This is a genomic window from Yoonia sp. 208BN28-4 (assembly GCF_037543925.1).
In the GTDB taxonomy this organism is placed as follows: domain Bacteria; phylum Pseudomonadota; class Alphaproteobacteria; order Rhodobacterales; family Rhodobacteraceae; genus Yoonia.
In genome coordinates this window covers 384,543-400,568 of record NZ_JBBIFY010000001.1, presented here as the reverse complement: position 1 = coordinate 400,568, position 16,026 = coordinate 384,543, and the positions used below count along the sequence as shown (strand labels likewise).

12 protein-coding genes are annotated in these 16,026 nt (G+C 59.6%); 3 read left to right on the top strand and 9 right to left on the bottom strand.

Translation table 11 applies throughout. The annotated features are described in order from the left end of the window. Window positions 1-36 precede the first annotated feature (36 nt). Genes V8J84_RS01930 through bchF form a run of 7 tightly spaced genes read right to left on the bottom strand, consistent with a single transcriptional unit; the run spans window position 37 to window position 9,877 of the window. Window positions 37-1,464 carry a PucC family protein gene (locus V8J84_RS01930; protein ID WP_339927910.1) on the bottom strand — a complete coding sequence of 476 codons (1,428 nt, stop codon included), beginning with the start codon at window positions 1,462-1,464 and terminating at the stop codon, window positions 37-39. Then, on the bottom strand, window positions 1,461-2,132 hold the full coding sequence (gene bchM / locus V8J84_RS01925; protein ID WP_339927909.1) for a magnesium protoporphyrin IX methyltransferase: 672 nt from the start codon (window positions 2,130-2,132) through the stop codon (window positions 1,461-1,463). Before bchM ends, V8J84_RS01930 begins: the two co-directional genes overlap by 4 nt. Then, window positions 2,132-3,031 carry a ferredoxin:protochlorophyllide reductase (ATP-dependent) iron-sulfur ATP-binding protein gene (bchL, locus tag V8J84_RS01920; protein WP_339927908.1) on the bottom strand — a complete coding sequence of 300 codons (900 nt, stop codon included), beginning with the start codon at window positions 3,029-3,031 and terminating at the stop codon, window positions 2,132-2,134. The genes bchM and bchL overlap by 1 nt, the downstream gene beginning before the upstream one ends. 31 nt (window positions 3,032-3,062) lie before the next feature. Then, on the bottom strand, window positions 3,063-6,614 hold the full coding sequence (locus tag V8J84_RS01915; RefSeq protein ID WP_339927907.1) for a cobaltochelatase subunit CobN: 3,552 nt from the start codon (window positions 6,612-6,614) through the stop codon (window positions 3,063-3,065). Next, entirely contained in the window at window positions 6,586-8,112 is a 1,527-nt protein-coding gene (bchB, locus tag V8J84_RS01910) for a ferredoxin:protochlorophyllide reductase (ATP-dependent) subunit B (RefSeq protein ID WP_339927906.1), read from the bottom strand. The genes V8J84_RS01915 and bchB overlap by 29 nt, the downstream gene beginning before the upstream one ends. Then, window positions 8,109-9,392, bottom strand: a complete 1,284-nt coding sequence (locus V8J84_RS01905; RefSeq protein WP_339927905.1) for a ferredoxin:protochlorophyllide reductase (ATP-dependent) subunit N — start codon at window positions 9,390-9,392, stop codon at window positions 8,109-8,111. The genes bchB and V8J84_RS01905 overlap by 4 nt, the downstream gene beginning before the upstream one ends. Beyond that, on the bottom strand, window positions 9,389-9,877 hold the full coding sequence (gene bchF / locus V8J84_RS01900) for a 2-vinyl bacteriochlorophyllide hydratase (protein WP_339927904.1): 489 nt from the start codon (window positions 9,875-9,877) through the stop codon (window positions 9,389-9,391). The genes V8J84_RS01905 and bchF overlap by 4 nt, the downstream gene beginning before the upstream one ends. Before the next feature lie 259 nt (window positions 9,878-10,136). Between bchF and V8J84_RS01895 the strand changes: the two genes are divergently transcribed. Both V8J84_RS01895 and ppsR read left to right on the top strand, forming a co-directional pair. Then, window positions 10,137-10,913 (top strand): cobalamin B12-binding domain-containing protein, encoded by a 777-nt coding sequence (locus tag V8J84_RS01895; RefSeq protein ID WP_339927903.1) that lies wholly within the window; start codon window positions 10,137-10,139, stop codon window positions 10,911-10,913. Continuing rightward, a complete protein-coding gene (gene ppsR, locus V8J84_RS01890) occupies window positions 10,859-12,367 on the top strand; it encodes a transcriptional regulator PpsR (protein WP_339927902.1) in 1,509 nt (502 codons plus the stop codon). The genes V8J84_RS01895 and ppsR overlap by 55 nt, the downstream gene beginning before the upstream one ends. On the opposite strand, the gene V8J84_RS01885 is transcribed toward ppsR, so the two are convergent. Continuing rightward, complete coding sequence (locus V8J84_RS01885; protein WP_339927901.1) at window positions 12,351-13,370, bottom strand: helix-turn-helix domain-containing protein; 1,020 nt, start codon at window positions 13,368-13,370, stop codon at window positions 12,351-12,353. The two genes, ppsR and V8J84_RS01885, sit on opposite strands and share 17 nt — an antisense overlap. A 147-nt stretch (window positions 13,371-13,517) precedes the next feature. Here V8J84_RS01885 and V8J84_RS01880 point away from each other — a divergent pair, with 147 nt between their 5' ends. Further along, window positions 13,518-14,579 (top strand): alpha/beta hydrolase family protein, encoded by a 1,062-nt coding sequence (locus V8J84_RS01880; RefSeq protein ID WP_339927900.1) that lies wholly within the window; start codon window positions 13,518-13,520, stop codon window positions 14,577-14,579. 4 nt (window positions 14,580-14,583) lie between these two features. Here V8J84_RS01880 and V8J84_RS01875 read toward each other — a convergent pair whose 3' ends face one another. Next, window positions 14,584-15,903: an aspartate aminotransferase family protein gene (locus V8J84_RS01875; protein WP_339927899.1), complete on the bottom strand. Its 1,320-nt coding sequence runs from the start codon at window positions 15,901-15,903 to the stop codon at window positions 14,584-14,586. Between the last annotated feature and the right edge of the window lie 123 nt (window positions 15,904-16,026).

Sequence of the window (16,026 nt, the reverse complement as noted above, 5' to 3'; positions counted from 1 at the left end):
TTTGGTCTCCTTCGTCGTATTTTGTGTGTGTGCGTGTCATGTCGGGAAATCCGTGAGAGCGATCGACGTCGGCTGGACGTGATCCACGGGGCGGGCCTTAAAGAGCGGACCCAAAGCGATAAGTGTGACAAAAAGGATGGCTATTTCGATGTGGTAGACGACGGAATAACCCGTCGCCGCCGTGTTGAGCGCATCGCCCAAGTGGCCGTTCGTGGCCGCCGTGTTGACGATGTCGCGCAGCGCACCGCCAGTGAAAATCGCAACACCAGCCGCAGTGGCCTGTGCCGCGCCCCAGGCACCAAGGGCCAATCCCTTGCCCGCAGTGCCCGTGGTCGTAAGTGTCATTGCTGACGTTAGTGTCGCGACGGCAAACAGGCCCCCGCCCAAGCCGATGCCAAAGGCACCTGCGAAGAAAAGTCCTGTGCTGGCCAGTGGCCCCGCGAAGATGACAGCGCAAAACGCGGCCAGCCCGATCAGGATGCCGCGTGCAGCCATCCGGTAAGGTTCGGTTGATGCCTTGAGCCACTTTGCGGCAAGGCCGAAACCCAACAGCGCACCAGCGGCCCACATTGCAGTGAGGAGCGTAGTAGATGAAACGGATAGGCCAAGGATCTCGCCGCCATAAGGCTCCAGCAGCACGTCCTGCATGTTGAACGCCAGCGTGCCAAGGAACACGACCACCAGCAGACGGCCAGCGTCGCCGCCGCTTGTCAGGTCATTCCATGCATCGCGGAACAGCGGACGCGGTGCGGCGCGCTGCTCTTTGGTCATTGGGGCGACCCGCTCTTGCTTCCAAAGCGCGAAGATATTGAGAAGGATTGTGACGACAGCAGCACCTTGCACCACCTGCACCAGACGCAGCGCACTGAAGTCGCGCAGCAGCGTGCCAATGATCACGGCAGAAACACCCATGCCGATCAGGAACATGACATAAAGAAGGGCGACGACTTGAGGCCGCGTCTCTTCAGTCGCGCGGTCGGCGGCGAGCGCAAGTCCAGCGGTTTGGGTCATGTGCATCCCGACGCCAGTGAGGAGGAACGCGAGTGCCGCGCCCACTTCACCAGCCCAAGTCGGGCCAACCGCTTGATCGCCGGACAGCACCAGCAGGCCCATCGGCATGATGGCAAGACCACCAAACTGCCAGAGGGAACCAAACCAGAGATACGGAATACGCTTCCACCCAATGGCAGAGCGGTATGTGTCAGAGCGGAAGCCCAGCAGCGCCCGGAAAGGAGCAACCAGCACAGGGATCGCGATCATGATCGCCACGATCCACGCCAGCACGCCCAGTTCCACGATCATCACGCGGTTCAGCGTGCCAAGCAGCATGACGGATGCCATGCCGACCGACACTTGGAACAGCGACAAACGCAGCAGTTGCCCCAATGGGAGCTGGTCGCTCACCGCGTCAGAGAACGGCAGCATCTTCATCGTCAGACCTTGGACCGCGCGCTTGGGGATCATGGGCGATACTCCAATGCTTCGGAGATGTAGAAACCGGAATTGACCCGCTCGATCTTGCGCAGAGTGCCGGTGGGGAGCGCCTTGGCCAGACGGGTGGCGCTATGGGGGACCATTGTGGGGGACCGGTCAGAACGCGGGAACAGCTTGCCAGCACGCCACATCATCATCAGCAACGGCGTGCGCGGTGCGACGGTAAACACCATCTTTTCGCGCAGACGCGGGGCAATGTCGCCAAGGATGCGGGTGATGTCGGCAGCATCGTAATAGATCATGCTGTCCATGCCGATGATGTAGTCGAAATCGCCCAACGCAGGGTCGAGCATATCACCGGATTTAAACGTCAGGCTGCCTGCTACATGCTCCGGCTGGCGCTTCTCCGCGATGTCGATCAGTTGCGGCGACACGTCGACGCCGACCACATCAGCACCACTTAACGCCAGTTCAAACGCCAACGCACCCGTGCCACAACCCGCATCCAGAACCCGCGCGCCGCGCAGGTCATCGGGTAGTTGCGCAATCAGCAGATCGCGCATCCGGTCACGCCCCGCCCGCACCGTCGCACGGATACCGGACACGGGCGCGTCCGATGTCAGACGCTCCCATGTGCGGGTCGCTGTGCGGTCGAAGTAAGTCTCGACGCGGTTGCGGGTGGATTCGTAGGTGGACATTAGTCGAAGCCTAGCAATTCAAAGATTTCACGGTCGGGCAGTGGCGCGGGGGCCAGCGGCTCTGTCCCGTTCCACAGTGTCTCGGCCAAGCGGACGTATTCCTTGCGGACCTGCACGATTTCCTCATCGTCGGGCATCTCGAACAGAGTCTTTTTCTTAAGGCGGCTACGGCGGATGGCATCCAGATCGGGCATATGCGCGATACGGTTGAAACCGACAGTTTTGCAGTAGCGGTCCACCTCGTCCGTCTCGACAGAACGGTTGGCAACACAGCCCGCCAGACGTACCTTGTAGTTGGCCGATTTGGCCTGCACGGCGGCGATAATGCGGTTCATCGCGTAGATGCTGTCAAAGTCGTTGGCAGTCACGATCAGCGCACGGTCGGCGTGCTGCAAAGGGGCGGCAAAGCCACCGCAGACGACATCACCCAGCACGTCAAAAATCACGACGTCGGTATCTTCCAGCATATGGTGCTGCTTGAGCAGTTTCACGGTCTGGCCGACCACATAACCGCCACAGCCTGTGCCAGCGGGCGGGCCACCAGCCTCAACACATTTCACACCGCCGTAGCCTTCGGTCACGAAATCCTCTGGGCGCAGTTCCTCGGCGTGGAAATCCACGGACTTGAGGATGTCGATAACAGTCGGCTGCAACTGACCCGTCAGCGTGAACGTGCTGTCGTGCTTGGGGTCGCACCCGATTTGCAGGACGCGCTTTCCCAGCTTTGTGAAGGCCGCAGACAGGTTGGACGAGGTCGTCGATTTGCCGATGCCGCCTTTGCCGTAGACGGAAAACACTTTCGCGCCTTCGATCTTGGCGCTTTCGTCCTGATGGACCTGAACAGATCCCTCGCCGTCCTGGCCGCGCAGCAGCGGGGCACCTTTATCAAGTGGGCTCATGTGACGTTCCCTTTATATATTTCGCGGCAGGTCATTCGGCTGCAATGCCTTCCAGTTGATCTTCGATGGCGTCGGCTGCGTTTTGCAGGGCCGCCAGTGTTGCGTCGTCGGGGGCCCAATAGTCGCGATCCGATGCTTCGAGCAGGCGGTTCGCCATGCGCATCGATGCTTGGGGGTTCAGATCGGCAAGGCGCTGGCGCATGGTGTCGTCCAGCACGAATGTCTCGGACAGTTTCTGGTAGACCCAAGGGTCCACCTTGCCCGTGGTCGCGGACCAGCCGACAGTATTGGTGATATGTGCCTCGATCTGGCGCACACCTTCGTGGCCATGGTTGAGGAGCGGTTCGTAGAATTTCGGGTTCAGGCTGCGCGCACGTGTTTCAAGAGCGACCTGATCGGACAGCGTCCGGACCTTGGCCTGCCCACGCGTCTGGTCGCCGATGTAGACGGGGGTCTCAACGCCACCCTTGGCGCGTTTCACGGCAGAGGCGATGCCACCCAGCGTGTCGAAATAGTGATCAACGGTGGTAATGCCCAGCTCGACCGACTCGAGGTTTTGGTAGGCAAGCTCGACGTTCGACAGCGTGTCTTGCAAGAGAGCCGCTTGCGGCGAAGCCTCGCCGTCGGTGCCATAGGCAAACGATTTACGCGCCTGATAGGCGTCGGCCAGATCGTCGCCATCGTCAAAGGCCGAGCTATCGACAAGCTGGTTCACGTTGGAGCCGTAAGCGCCTTCTGCGTTCGAGAACACGCGCAAGGCGGCGGTTTGCATGTCGGTGTCGTTGGCCGCAGCGAAAGCAAGCGCGTGGGCGCGGATGGGGTTCATGTCGAGCGCTTCGTCGGCCAAAGCGCATTTCAGCGCGGCATCGGCCAGAAGTTTGGTTTGCAGAGGTAACAGGTCTCTAAATATGCCCGAAAGTGTCATTACCACATCAACGCGGGCACGCCCGAGTGTGGTTAGCGGCACAAGATCAGCACCACACAACCGCCCGTGGCTATCAAAACGCGGCGTGCATCCCATAAGGGCCAGCGCCTGACCAATCGGGCCACCGCAGGATTTAATGTTGTCGCTGCCCCAAAGCACCAGCGCGATCGTCTTGGGCAATGTCGGGTGCGTCGCTAGCAGTTCATCGGCCTGCCGCGCGCCGTCGGCCATCGCAAAGGCGGTCGGCATGCGGAACGGATCAAAGGCGTGGATGTTGCGGCCCGTGGGCAGGATTTCGGGCGCACGGATCACGTCGCCACCGGGGACGGGTGCGATGAATTGGGCGTTCATGGCACGCATTAGCGCAGGCAATTCGGCGTCTTGGGACAGGTGCGCACGGGCCGTGTCGCGGTCGGCGTCTGTCGCGAAATCCATTTGGGAAAGGGTGTTTTCGACGCTTGCCGCGTCGTCGGGGCGACCGACGATATGGAGGCCATCGGGGATCAGCGCGTCTTCTGTTTCCAGCAGCTTGAGCCAGAGAGTGTTCAGGTCGCTTGCGTCTAGGTTCACAGCTTCGGCCTGCGCCTTGATCAGCGCGACCAGTTCGTCATCGTCGTCACCACTACGCCATTTTCCAAGGCTATCCTTCAAATCAGCCAGACCGCGATAGAGGCCGGAGGCTTGCAGCGGCGGAGTCAGATACGTCACCGTCACGGCGTTCGCGCGGCGCTTGGCCAGCGTCGCTTCCGACGGATTGTTCGCAGCATAGAGATAAACGTTAGGCAGATTGCCCATCAGGCGCTCGGGCCAGTCATCGCCGCCAAGGCCGTTCTGCTTGCCCGGCATAAATTCAAGCGCGCCGTGCATGCCAAAATGCAGGACCACATCAGCGGCCAGATCATGCTTGATGTATTGGTAGAACGCGCTGAATGCGTGGGTCGGGGCAAAGCCCTTTTCGAACAGCAGGCGCATCGGGTCGCCCTCGTATCCGAAACCGGGCTGGACGCCGACAAAGACCTTGCCGAAATGTGCACCGAGGATAAACACCTCGCGGCCATTCGCCTGCACCTTGCCGGGAGCGGGGCCCCATGTGGCCTCGATTTCAGACAGCCAAGGGGTGCGGCTGACGATGGTGTCGGCGCTCACGGTCGCGGCAACATTCGCTTCTTGCCCGTGGATCGCGGCGTTGCCCTTCAGGATCGTCTCGCGCAGGTCATCGACCGTGGCTGGCGGTGTCACGTCATAACCTTCGGCCTTCATGCGGCGCAGCGTGTTGTGCAGGCTCTCGAAGACCGAAAGATAGGCAGCCGTGCCAACTGCGCCCGCGTTGGGCGGGAAGCCGAAGAGTGTGATCGCGACAGTTTTGTCGGCGTTCTGCTTGCGACGCAGCGTGGCGAGGCGTTGGGTCTTTTCGACCAACGCGTCGATGCGCTCAAGGCATGGCGCCATCGCCTTGGTATTGCCAACAGCGGCGCATTTGCGGGCGCATCCGGTGCATCCTGTCGGCGCATGGCGGCCTGCGAAAACGGTAGGGTTTGTTGCGCCGTCAATCTCGGGCAGAGCAACGAGCATCGTGGCCTCAATCGGGGACAGCCCCTGCCCGCCTGTGGCCCATTGGTCCAGCGTCTGGAACTCAAGCGGTTGGGCGGCAACGTACGGCAGATCAAGATCGGAGAGTGCTGTGATTGCGCCGTCATTATCGTTGTAGGCCGGGCCACCGACAAGGCTGAAACCGGTCAGAGACACCAGCGCATCGACGTGGCCCGCGTGGTAGGCGTCAATCGCGGGGCGACCGTCGAGGCCACCGGCGAAGGCGGCGATCACGCGGATGCCCTTCGCCTCAAACGAGCGGATAACATGATCATAGTGCGCGGTGTCGCCAGCGAGGATATAGCTTCGCAGCATCAGGATGCCGACAGTTTGCGTGGCAGTGCTGATGGGCAAATCATTGATGTCAGTGGTGATGCCGAGCTTTGGCAGATCGGGGTGATAGAGGCCCACATCAGGGTATTCGACCGGATCGTTCGCAAACGTGCCGCGCCACATGGGGCGGTTGGCGTATCGCGAGATCAGGAAACGTACGAGGTGTTCGATATTCTCGTCACTACCGCCTAGCCAGTATTGCATCGACAGGAACCAAGCGCGCAGGTCTTGGGATTTACCAGGGATGAGGCGCAGCAGCTTGGGGATGCGGCGGAGCATCTTCATCTGGCCCGCGCCAGCGGAGCCGGATTTCTTGGCGGGCTTGAGTTTTTTCAGCAGCGCCATCGCACCCGTTGCGGGGCGGGACATATCCAGATCGCCCATGCGGGTCAGCTGCACGATTTCCTGATCGGCGATGATGCCGACCATCGCGTCGCAATGATCGCGGCGGGCCTTGAGATCAGGCAGGATCGCTTGGATGTGATCTTCGAGGAAGATCACGGAGGAGACAACGATATCGGCGGTGGCGATATCGGACTTGGCGGCGGCCAGCGCGCCTGCGTCCTTATCCCACTCAGCGGCCGCGTGGATCGTGAGATTCAGACCGGGATAGTCGCGCATCAAAGCAGGCGTCACGCGCGCGGCGGGGCCGGCGGCGTGGCGGTCCAACGTCAGAAGAACGACGTTGTACGGGCTATGATGGATTTCATCGCGCAAAGTGTGCTTTAGCCTCATAAAGTGTGTCGAGTGTGATTTCGTGCAGGCCTTTTTCGGTGGCGAAACTTTCGGTGTTGCGCCGCGCCTTGCCACGCACGAAAAACGGTATTTTCTTCAGTTCTTTTTCGGCGTCGGACAGCCAGATAATATTGTCGGCGGTGACAACCGGCTGCTCTTCCGTCTTTGCAGAAGGCCTCGCAGCGGGGGCGTGGCCACCGTGGTGGCTTGGACCTGCCTCGTCGTGGAATTCAAAGTCCTCGCGGAACATGTGCAGCAGGTGCTCTTCCAGACCCATGACCAGCGGATGGACCCATGTGTCGAACAACACGTTCGCGCCCTCGAAACCCATTTGCGGGGAATAGCGGGCGGGGAAATCCTGCACGTGGACAGGGGCGGAAATGACGGCGCAGGGGATGCCCAGACGCTTGCCGATGTGGCGTTCCATCTGGGTGCCAAGGATCATTTCGGGCTGGAGGCGTTCAATCGTGCGCTCAACCTCAAGATAGTCGTCGGTGATCAGGGCCTCAACGCCGTAGTCCTTGCCCAGCGCACGGATATCGCGGGCGAATTCGCGGTTGTAACAGCCGATGCCAGCCACCTCGAACCCCATTTCGTCACGGGCGACGCGGGCGGCGGCTTTGACATGGGTCGCATCGCCAAAGATGAACACGCGCTTGCCAGTGAGGTAAGTGCTGTCGACGGAGCGGGACCACCATGTCTGGCGCGCGCGGTCGGTGTCGAGTTCGACTGTGGAGCCGGAGAGTTCGCGGACTTCCGCGATGAAGTCATGTGTGGCGCCTGTGCCGATGGGCACGACCTTGGTATAAGGCTGGCCGAAGGTGCGCTCGCAATAGCGGGCCGCTTGTTCGCCGGTTTCGGGGTAGAGCAGTACGTTGAAATGCGCTTGGCCCATCTTGGCGATGTCGGACGGCGTGGCACCCATGGGCGCGGTCACGTTCACCTCAATCCCCAGCTCATAAAGCAGGTTGGTGATTTCCTGAATGTCGTCGCGGTGGCGGAAGCCCAAGGCGGTTGGGCCAATGATGTTGCACGACACGCGGGCGGTCTTGTCCATCGGCTTGGCAAGGTGTCGGACGATCTGGAAGAACGTCTCGTCCGCGCCGAAGTTTTCCTTGCGCTGATAGCTAGGCAATTCAAGCGGGATCACGGGTACAGGCAGGCCCATGGTTTCGGCCAAACCGCCGGGATCGTCTTGGATCAGTTCCGCCGTGCAAGACGCACCAACAATGATCGCCTCAGGCTGGAACCGGTCGTAGGCGTCCTGGCAGGCGTCCTTGAACAGACCGGCCGTGTCGCTACCTAGATCACGCGCCTGGAATGTCGTGTAGGTAACAGGCGGGCGATGATCACGGCGCTCAATCATGGTGAACAGCAGGTCGGCGTAGGTGTCACCCTGCGGGGCGTGCAGGACGTAGTGCAAGCCCTTCATGCCGGTGGCAACGCGCATGGCACCAACGTGCGGCGGGCCTTCATATGTCCAGACGGTGAGCTTCATTCTGCGGCGACCCCCAAAATATCTTTGCGGCGCAACGGGCGCGCAAAGAGAGAGGCGAGGTCACCGGCCTGTTCGTAGAAATGCACAGGCGTGAAAACGAGCTCGATGGCCCATTTGGTGGACAAGCCTTCAGCCTCAAGCGGATTGGCAAGGCCAAGGCCGCAGACGGTGAGGTCGGGGCGGGCTTCGCGGCAGCGGTCGAGTTGCAAATCGACGTCCTGCCCCTCGGAGATTTGCGGACCAGCGGGCAGCAGATCAAGGTCGGGGCCGTGAAGGGCATCATGGATGTAGGGTGAGCCAACTTCGAGGGCTGTCATGCCGCATTCGCGGGTCAGGAAGCGGGCGAGCGGTATTTCCAGCTGGCTGTCGGGGAAGAAGAAGACCGATTTGCCGTTCAAGGGTGCTGCGGCCTGCGCGATGGCTTGGCGGGCGCGGCGGCGAGGAGCCTCTGTCACGCGGTCAAAGGTCTCGCGGGAAACACCGAACTCTGCAGCGATGGCAGCGAGCCATGCTGTTGTGCCTTCATCACCAAAAGGGAATGGCGCAGAGATATGACGCGCGCCGCGGCGTTCGAGGGCAGCGGTCGTATCGCCAAGGAATGGCTGGGTCAGCGCAAAGACGGTGTTAGGACCGACGCCCATTTCGCTTTCGAGGCTGCGGGCGGGTAGGACCGAAACAGGACCGATGCCGAGATCCGCCAGCAGGCCGAGCATCTGGTCTTCGACCACATCGGGCAGAGCGCCGACGACCATCAATTCGCGGGCATCCGTTTCGGGCAGGACGGGCACCATCGCCGCAAGGCAGGCGTCTTCGCCTTGGGTGAATGTCGTCTCGATCCCCGAACCGGAGTATTCCAGCACGCGGACCTTGGGCGCGTATTGCACAGTCAGGCGTTCGGCGGCGCGGTTCAGGTCCAGCTTGATGACTTCGGACGGGCAAGAGCCGACGAGAAACAGTTGTTTGATGTCAGGACGACGAGCCAGCAGCGTCGCCACTTCGCGGTCCAGTTCGGCGTGCGCGTCATTCAGACCGGCGAGGTCTGATTCTTCCAAAATCGCGGTGCCGAATCGTGGTTCGGCGAAAATCATGACGCCAGCGGCGCTTTGCAAAAGGTGTGCACAGGTGCGCGAACCGACCACCAGAAAAAACGCATCCTGAATTTTGCGGTGCAGCCAGATGATGCCCGTCAGACCGCAAAACACCTCGCGCTGGCCGCGCTGTTTGAGGACGGGTGCAGTGCGGCATCCGGTGGCTGGTGGGGGTGGAATATGGTCGTTCATTTCGCGCCCTCCGATTGAAGGCGCGCCATGCGCAATTTCCAGACAAATTGGCCTGCATTGATAACGTATGCAGCGTATGCGGCCAGCGCCACGCCCATGAGCGTTTCGGGCGACATAACGCCCGCAAAAAGCCCATACAAATAAAGCGTATGAAGGGCGATCACCCCAAAGCTGAACACGTCCTCCCAGAAAAAGGACTGGGCAAAAAGATACTGTCCAAAGACCACTTTTTCCCAGATCGCGCCGGTGATCATAATCAGGTAAAGCGTGCCCGTTTTCACCACGATTGAGAGGGTCGCAATCTCATAGCCGACACCTGTGGTCAGGTAGCGGATCACAAGCACCAGCGAGACCAGAAAAACGACAAACTGCACCGGCGCAAGGATGCCCTGCACCAAGGTCCAGACCGTCGCATCGCGGCGGCGGCGCTGGTCTTCGGTATACAGTTGGTAAGACCGTGTCTGATGTCCGGTAAGATCGCTCATTGTCCCCTCAAGCGCGTGGCTATGGGTGAAAAACTGTCAGTTAAACCTCAATGTGTCAACTTTGATTTACAGTGTTGTTGCATGTAAATTGAAGCTGACACCGTGCACCAAGCCGCTAATTTCAAAGGGTTTCCGATATATATCTGTTTCATCTGTCAATAAAATTTGACATTTTCACCCCTGTCGCAGAGCATCAGTCAACACGCGCGGGGCGCGTCCAGCGGCATTTGTGAAATCTGACAGCGAAAGGAGAGGGCCTTTGCTAGATCGTTCCGGCTCTTCCAGGGTCAGATCACAAGGAGACGTCAGTGCGTTTGCGCTACAGGCGCTTGCCGCGCTGATCGAAGATATCGGCACCGGCAAGACCGAAGTGAATGTCCAGCATTTGCGCCGCCTGAAAATTGCCGTGCACGCGGTCTACGAGAAAAAGCTGGACGATGCGTTGGATGCGATGCGTGCCGCCGGGATTACAAATCGCGAGATTATCGGCCTTTACGTGCCTGCAGTTGCCCGCGCTCTGGGCGAAGACTGGCTATCGGACCGGATGGATTTTGTTGGCGTCACGATTGCAAGCAGCCGTTTGCAAGGGATCGTCCGCCGCTTGGCCGCCGATTGCCTGACACCGCACAGCAACGCGCCGCGCTGCCTTGTTGTGGTGCCCTATATTGAACAACACACCCTTGGGGCCAGTATTCTGACGTCGCAACTGCGCGAACAAGGGCTGGATGTGCAACTGCTGTTGCGACCCGATCCTGACCAGCTGGCAGAACTCACGCGATCCGGTGGCTTCAATGCGATTATGATTTCGTCATCTGATCGCAATAATCTTGAACCTTTGCGCACGATGATTAAAACGCTGCGCACGAATAACACGAAGGTGCCGATCCTTGTTGGCGGCACTGTCCTTGAACACACTGGGGATGTTTGCCGGTTGGTGCGTGCCGATTACGCCACGAACAATCTGCAAGAGGCGATCAGAATTTGCGGGTTAAAGAGCCACACTCCGATGTCGAGCCATCCGGCAAAGGCTGGCTGATCTATGACGCATATTCCATCAATACGGAGCCAAATGCGATGATGACCCACGGAAAGATGACTTGGTCGAGCAGCCTTGTGCCCGTCATCGAGCCCCAGATCGTATCGCAAATTGTGGCAAGCCTGTGCGACGTGGCACTGTTGATGTCATCGGATGGGCGCGTGCTGGGTGTGATGATCAACCCCGATTTCCGCTGTGAAACCGATATCACAAAGTGGGAAGGTCACGCGCTGACTGACGTTCTGAATGTAGAAAGCACACCAAAGTTCGAAGAGCGGCTGGGCAATTTCCTGCAAAATGACGATGGCGTGCTGCCAGTCGAATTGAACCATCAGGATATGAATGGCGCAGCACTGTTCCCGATGCGGTATAGCTTTCACCAGATCGGGACCGATGGCACCTTCCTGATGCTGGGGCGTGATCTGCGGCCCATCTGGGAAATCCAGCAGCAGCTTGTGTCAGCGCAAATCGCGCTGGAAAAGGATTACGAGGCGCGGCGCGAGAATGACGCGCTCTTCCGTGTTCTGATGGCGTCGTCGTCGGATGCGATTGTCTTTGTCGCTGCCAAAACCGGCCAGATCACCGATTGCAACGGAGTTGCTGCCAAGTTCTTGGGCCGGTCACGTGGTGATCTGCTGGACAACGAATTTGCAGCGCGGCTTGGCCTGCCAGTCGGGCATGACCTGATCAACCGGCTTGTAGATGCATCTAGCGAACAATCGGTTTCACCTGTCGGGGTCACGGCACCTGCGCTCAACGCCGATGTCACGATCCACCCCACCCTGTTCCGCATGGCCGGTGCGCAGATGTTGCTGTGCCGTCTGCAAACGTCCAGCACCATGACGTCGCAATACGATGCTTTGGCCGACAGCCTATCGAGCCTGTATGATGACGGGATCGACGGCATTCTGTTTGCCAGCCGCGATGGCCGCATCCTGAGCGCGAACGAGGCGTTCCTGTCGATGGCCGACGTGACCAATGCGCAGGCCTTACGCGGGCGCAACGTGTCAGAGTTTCTAGCGCGCGGCACAGTTGATCAGAATGTCATCTTTGAAAACGCCAGCCGTGCAGGCTCCATGCGGATGTATGCCACCCGCCTGATCAGCGAATACGGGTCAGAGCGGCAGATCGAGATTGCCACCAGTTTCCTGAAAGCTGGAACAGAAGCCGCATTTGCGCTTGTGATCCGCGATGTCAGCCGCAGCACGACAAGCCGTGCACAGGCCCAGCAAAGCAGTAACGTGGATATGTCGTCGGTCGTTGAACTGATCGGCAGCCAGTCGCTGAAGGATATCGTCGCCAAGACCACCGATGTGGTCGAAAAGATGTGCATCGAAACAGCGGTCGAGATGACGTCAAACAATCGCGTCGCCGCCGCAGAGATGCTTGGCCTGTCGCGCCAGTCGCTTTACGTCAAACTGCGCAAATACGGTTTGCTCAAGAAAGACGGCTAGCCTTGCGCCACGCGCTGGGCGTTTGTCCGGTAACGCGCACAAATTCACGATTGAAATTCGACTTGGTCATAAAGCCCGCAGCAAGTGATATTTGCAAAACGGATTGATCTGTGGTGCGCAGCAGTGTGCAGGCGTCTGCGATACGAAAGCCGTTCACGTACTGCGATACGCTTTCGCCTTGGGTGCGGTTGATGGCTTGCGACACCGCGCGATCAGGCAGGCCCAGCCTGCGGCCAAGACGCCGCAAATTCAGATCGGTGTCGCGGTGCAAGGCGTGTTCGTCAAATAAGCGACGCAGGTCAGCGATGATGGCGTCATCGGCCTGCGTGGCAAGCTGATCTGCCTCTTGCAGCACATCAGCCGCGCTTTCCTCTGCAACCGTGCCGCCTGCGCTAAAAAAGGCGGCCAGACCGATGCACAGCACAAAGGCAGTTTGGATCAGCGCAATCGTCAGGCCGACATTCTGCCCGTCGGTCCGTATAAAATCGACGATGATAAACACATCAACCAAGCCAGACGCGACAAGTGCGGCACCTGTCAGCACCATCGCCAGCCATGCACCATAGGCCTGTTCCAAACGTACGAGCGCCATGTCGGCCCGCCCCCGATAGGCGCGGATCAGGATCAGACCGCCAATGCCCAGATACGTCAGCAAGATCGCCCCGTCTGCCAGATCGCGGGCCACGGCGTAGGCAACCCAGTTCAGCAAAACCACGCCCGCCACAAACATGGTAGCCAGCCGCGCTTGGCGCTGGTTCAGCGATAGATAGGCAAGATAGGCAACGGCGGGCAAGGCGGGGGCAAGCAGCGCAATCACAGGTGCCACGTCCAGCACACCGTATCCCCACCGGACCGTCAGCAGCGCGGATTGCATCGCATAAAGACCGACCAGCACCGCAAACAGTTGGTTCGCCCGCACCGTCATATCAGCGCGGCGCAGCACAACAGCAAAGGCCGCGACCAGACACAGCGTGGCAACCAAGGTAAGCGGAACAAAGATCATCAAAGCGGCCCGATCAACTAAAACGCACGGCTGATCCATATCCTTGATCGCGATTCAAGACGACCTGAAACGCGATCAAGGACGCTTTGCCCGTAATCAGGCGGCATGTCGGATGCATCAACACACAATCCATATCGGAGCAGTCACATGACCATCTTGACCACAATCGCCAAGGCAACAGCAGCGGCAGCAACCATCGGGGCGGCCGTATGGGCGTATGGCTATGCCACCGCGCCAGCCTATGACGGCAACGCGGGCATTGCTTATGGCAGCGCCTATGCCCCCATCCGTGACACCGACGTTGATTTTCACATCTGGTATCCAGCCGATCCCGGTGGTCGCGCGGTGACAGTAGGTGGCAACGGCGTGTTTTTTGGCACAGCCGCAGGCCGCAAAGCGCCACACCGCGCGGGGCGCTTTCCGATGGTGATCATGTCGCACGGCGCGGGCGGAAACGCGGGACAGTTTGGATGGATCGCGCAGGAACTGGCAGCGGCAGGCTATGTGGTTGTGTTGCCCAACCACCCCGGCACGACCAGCCGTAATGCGTCCGCGCAAGCTGCTGTGCGTGTATGGGAACGGCCCGCAGATGTCAGCGCGGTCATTGATGCCATCGTCGCCGCACCAAAAGATTATCCGTTTATCGACACGGACCGTATCGCGGCGCTGGGCTTTTCCGCCGGTGGCTACACAGCGATGGCCGTGTCTGGTGCGCGGGTTGATCCTGACGCCTTGCAATCGTTCTGCGATGACGGCGATCACGGCATGTCAGACTGCGCTTTCCTAGAGCGCGGCGGCGTTGATCTGCACGCGATGGACTTGTCCCCTGCAGCGCAAGACCTGCGCGATCCGCGTATCGGTGCCGCCGTTGTTGTTGATCCGGGCATTGTCGAGACAATGACGGCAGACAGCCTGACTGCGATTGAGATCCCGATGCTGGTGATCAATCTGGGTGCAGAAGACACGATCCCTATCGGTGTCTATGCCCGCCCCGCGGCCGAGATGATTCCACACGCTGACTATACGATTGTGGACGATGCGATCCACTTCAGCTTTCTGGCGGAGTGCAAGCCAGCGGGTGCCGCAATTCTGGCAAACGAAGGCGAGCCTGATCCGCTGTGCGATGATGCTGGCGGTCAGCCGCGTTCGGATATCCACGCAGAGCTAAAGGGCTTGATCGTGGATTATCTGGATCGTGTCACTTGGTAGCGGGTCAGATTACGGCGGCCAGACTGTCCGACAGCTTGCCTACCAGTTCGTCGATCTGCGCTTCGGTGCAGATAAACGGCGGGGCGAGCAGGACATGGTCGCCGTGCCGCCCGTCAATCGTGCCGTTCATCGGATAACAGATCAGCCCGTTCTTCATCGCTTCCGCCTTAAGACGGGCGGCCACCTTTTTGTCGGGATCAAACGTGGCCTTCGTCTCGCGGTCTGCGACAAACTCAAGCCCGCGAAACATGCCACGGCCACGAATGTCTCCCACATGCGGATGCTGTCCGAATGCGGTGTGCAGGGCGGTGTTGAAATACTCCCCCATCGTCCCTGCCCGCTTGGCCAACCCGCCGTCGGTCAGCTTGGTGACAACAGCATTGGCCGCAGCACAGGCAACGGGATGCCCCAGATAGGTGTGACCGTGCTGGAAGAACCCGCTGCCATCCTCAATCGCGCGATAAATTTGCGCGGAACACAGCATCGCGCCAATGGGCTGATAACCAGCCCCCAGCCCTTTTGCGATTGTAATGATATCCGGGCGGACGCCGTCCTGTTCACAAGCGAACAGCGTGCCAGTGCGACCCATGCCGCACATCACCTCATCAAGGATCAGCAGGACACCGTATTGATCGCAAATTTCGCGGATACGTTTGAAATAGCCCTCAACTGCCGGAACGGCGCCAGAGGTGGCACCTACCACGGGCTCCGCCAGAAAGCCGATCACAGTTTCAGGGCCGACACGCAGCAACTCCGCCTCAAGTTCATTCGCAACGCGCTGACCGTAGTCAAAGCTGCTCTCTCCCTCCGCGCGGTCACGGTATTCGTAGCAAGGCGCGATATGACTGGCCGACACCATCACCGGATCAAAGGGTTCGCGCCGCCACAGATTACCGCCAGTGCCCAGCGCACCCAGCGTATTGCCGTGATAGCTTTGCCTGCGGGCGATGAATTTCGTGCGCTTCGGCTGGCCGATTTCCAGCATGTACTGGCGGGAAAGCTTCAACGCCGCCTCCACCGCCTCGGACCCGCCAGAGACCAGATAAACGCGGTCGATCCCTTCGGGCGCATGGGCAATCAAACGGTCCGCCAAATCCTCTGCCGGTTGTGAGGTCAGAAATCCGGTATGCGCAAAATCAAGCGAATCAATCTGGTTCTTGATCGCCGCAATCACGTCAGGATCGCTGTGGCCAAGGCAGGAAACGGCAGCGCCACCCGATCCATCAAGATAGGATTTTCCGGTCTCATCAATGATATATATGCCATCGCCGCGCACGGCGACGGGCATGTGTGCTTTGGTATGACGCGGAAAAACATGGGACATTGGGAAACCTCGTTTCATGAGACTACCCCGACTGAAGCAGAGCGCGCTGCTGTTGACAACGTGCCACGCAAGCCAGAGTGTTTATAAATCTGCAACTTATGAGGGGCGCTTCTATCTGGCTTG

Excerpts from the sequence above, each read along its gene's own strand:
- V8J84_RS01930 (WP_339927910.1), bottom strand. The coding sequence starts at position 1,464 with ATGATCCCCAAGCGCGCGGTCCAAGGTCTGACGATGAAGATGCTGCCG.
- bchM (WP_339927909.1), bottom strand. The coding sequence starts at position 2,132 with ATGTCCACCTACGAATCCACCCGCAACCGCGTCGAGACTTACTTCGAC.
- bchL (WP_339927908.1), bottom strand. The coding sequence starts at position 3,031 with ATGAGCCCACTTGATAAAGGTGCCCCGCTGCTGCGCGGCCAGGACGGC.
- V8J84_RS01915 (WP_339927907.1), bottom strand. The coding sequence starts at position 6,614 with ATGAGGCTAAAGCACACTTTGCGCGATGAAATCCATCATAGCCCGTAC.
- bchB (WP_339927906.1), bottom strand. The coding sequence starts at position 8,112 with ATGAAGCTCACCGTCTGGACATATGAAGGCCCGCCGCACGTTGGTGCC.
- V8J84_RS01905 (WP_339927905.1), bottom strand. The coding sequence starts at position 9,392 with ATGAACGACCATATTCCACCCCCACCAGCCACCGGATGCCGCACTGCA.
- bchF (WP_339927904.1), bottom strand. The coding sequence starts at position 9,877 with ATGAGCGATCTTACCGGACATCAGACACGGTCTTACCAACTGTATACC.
- V8J84_RS01885 (WP_339927901.1), bottom strand. The coding sequence starts at position 13,370 with ATGATCTTTGTTCCGCTTACCTTGGTTGCCACGCTGTGTCTGGTCGCG.
- V8J84_RS01880 (WP_339927900.1), top strand. The coding sequence starts at position 13,518 with ATGACCATCTTGACCACAATCGCCAAGGCAACAGCAGCGGCAGCAACC.
- V8J84_RS01875 (WP_339927899.1), bottom strand. The coding sequence starts at position 15,903 with ATGTCCCATGTTTTTCCGCGTCATACCAAAGCACACATGCCCGTCGCC.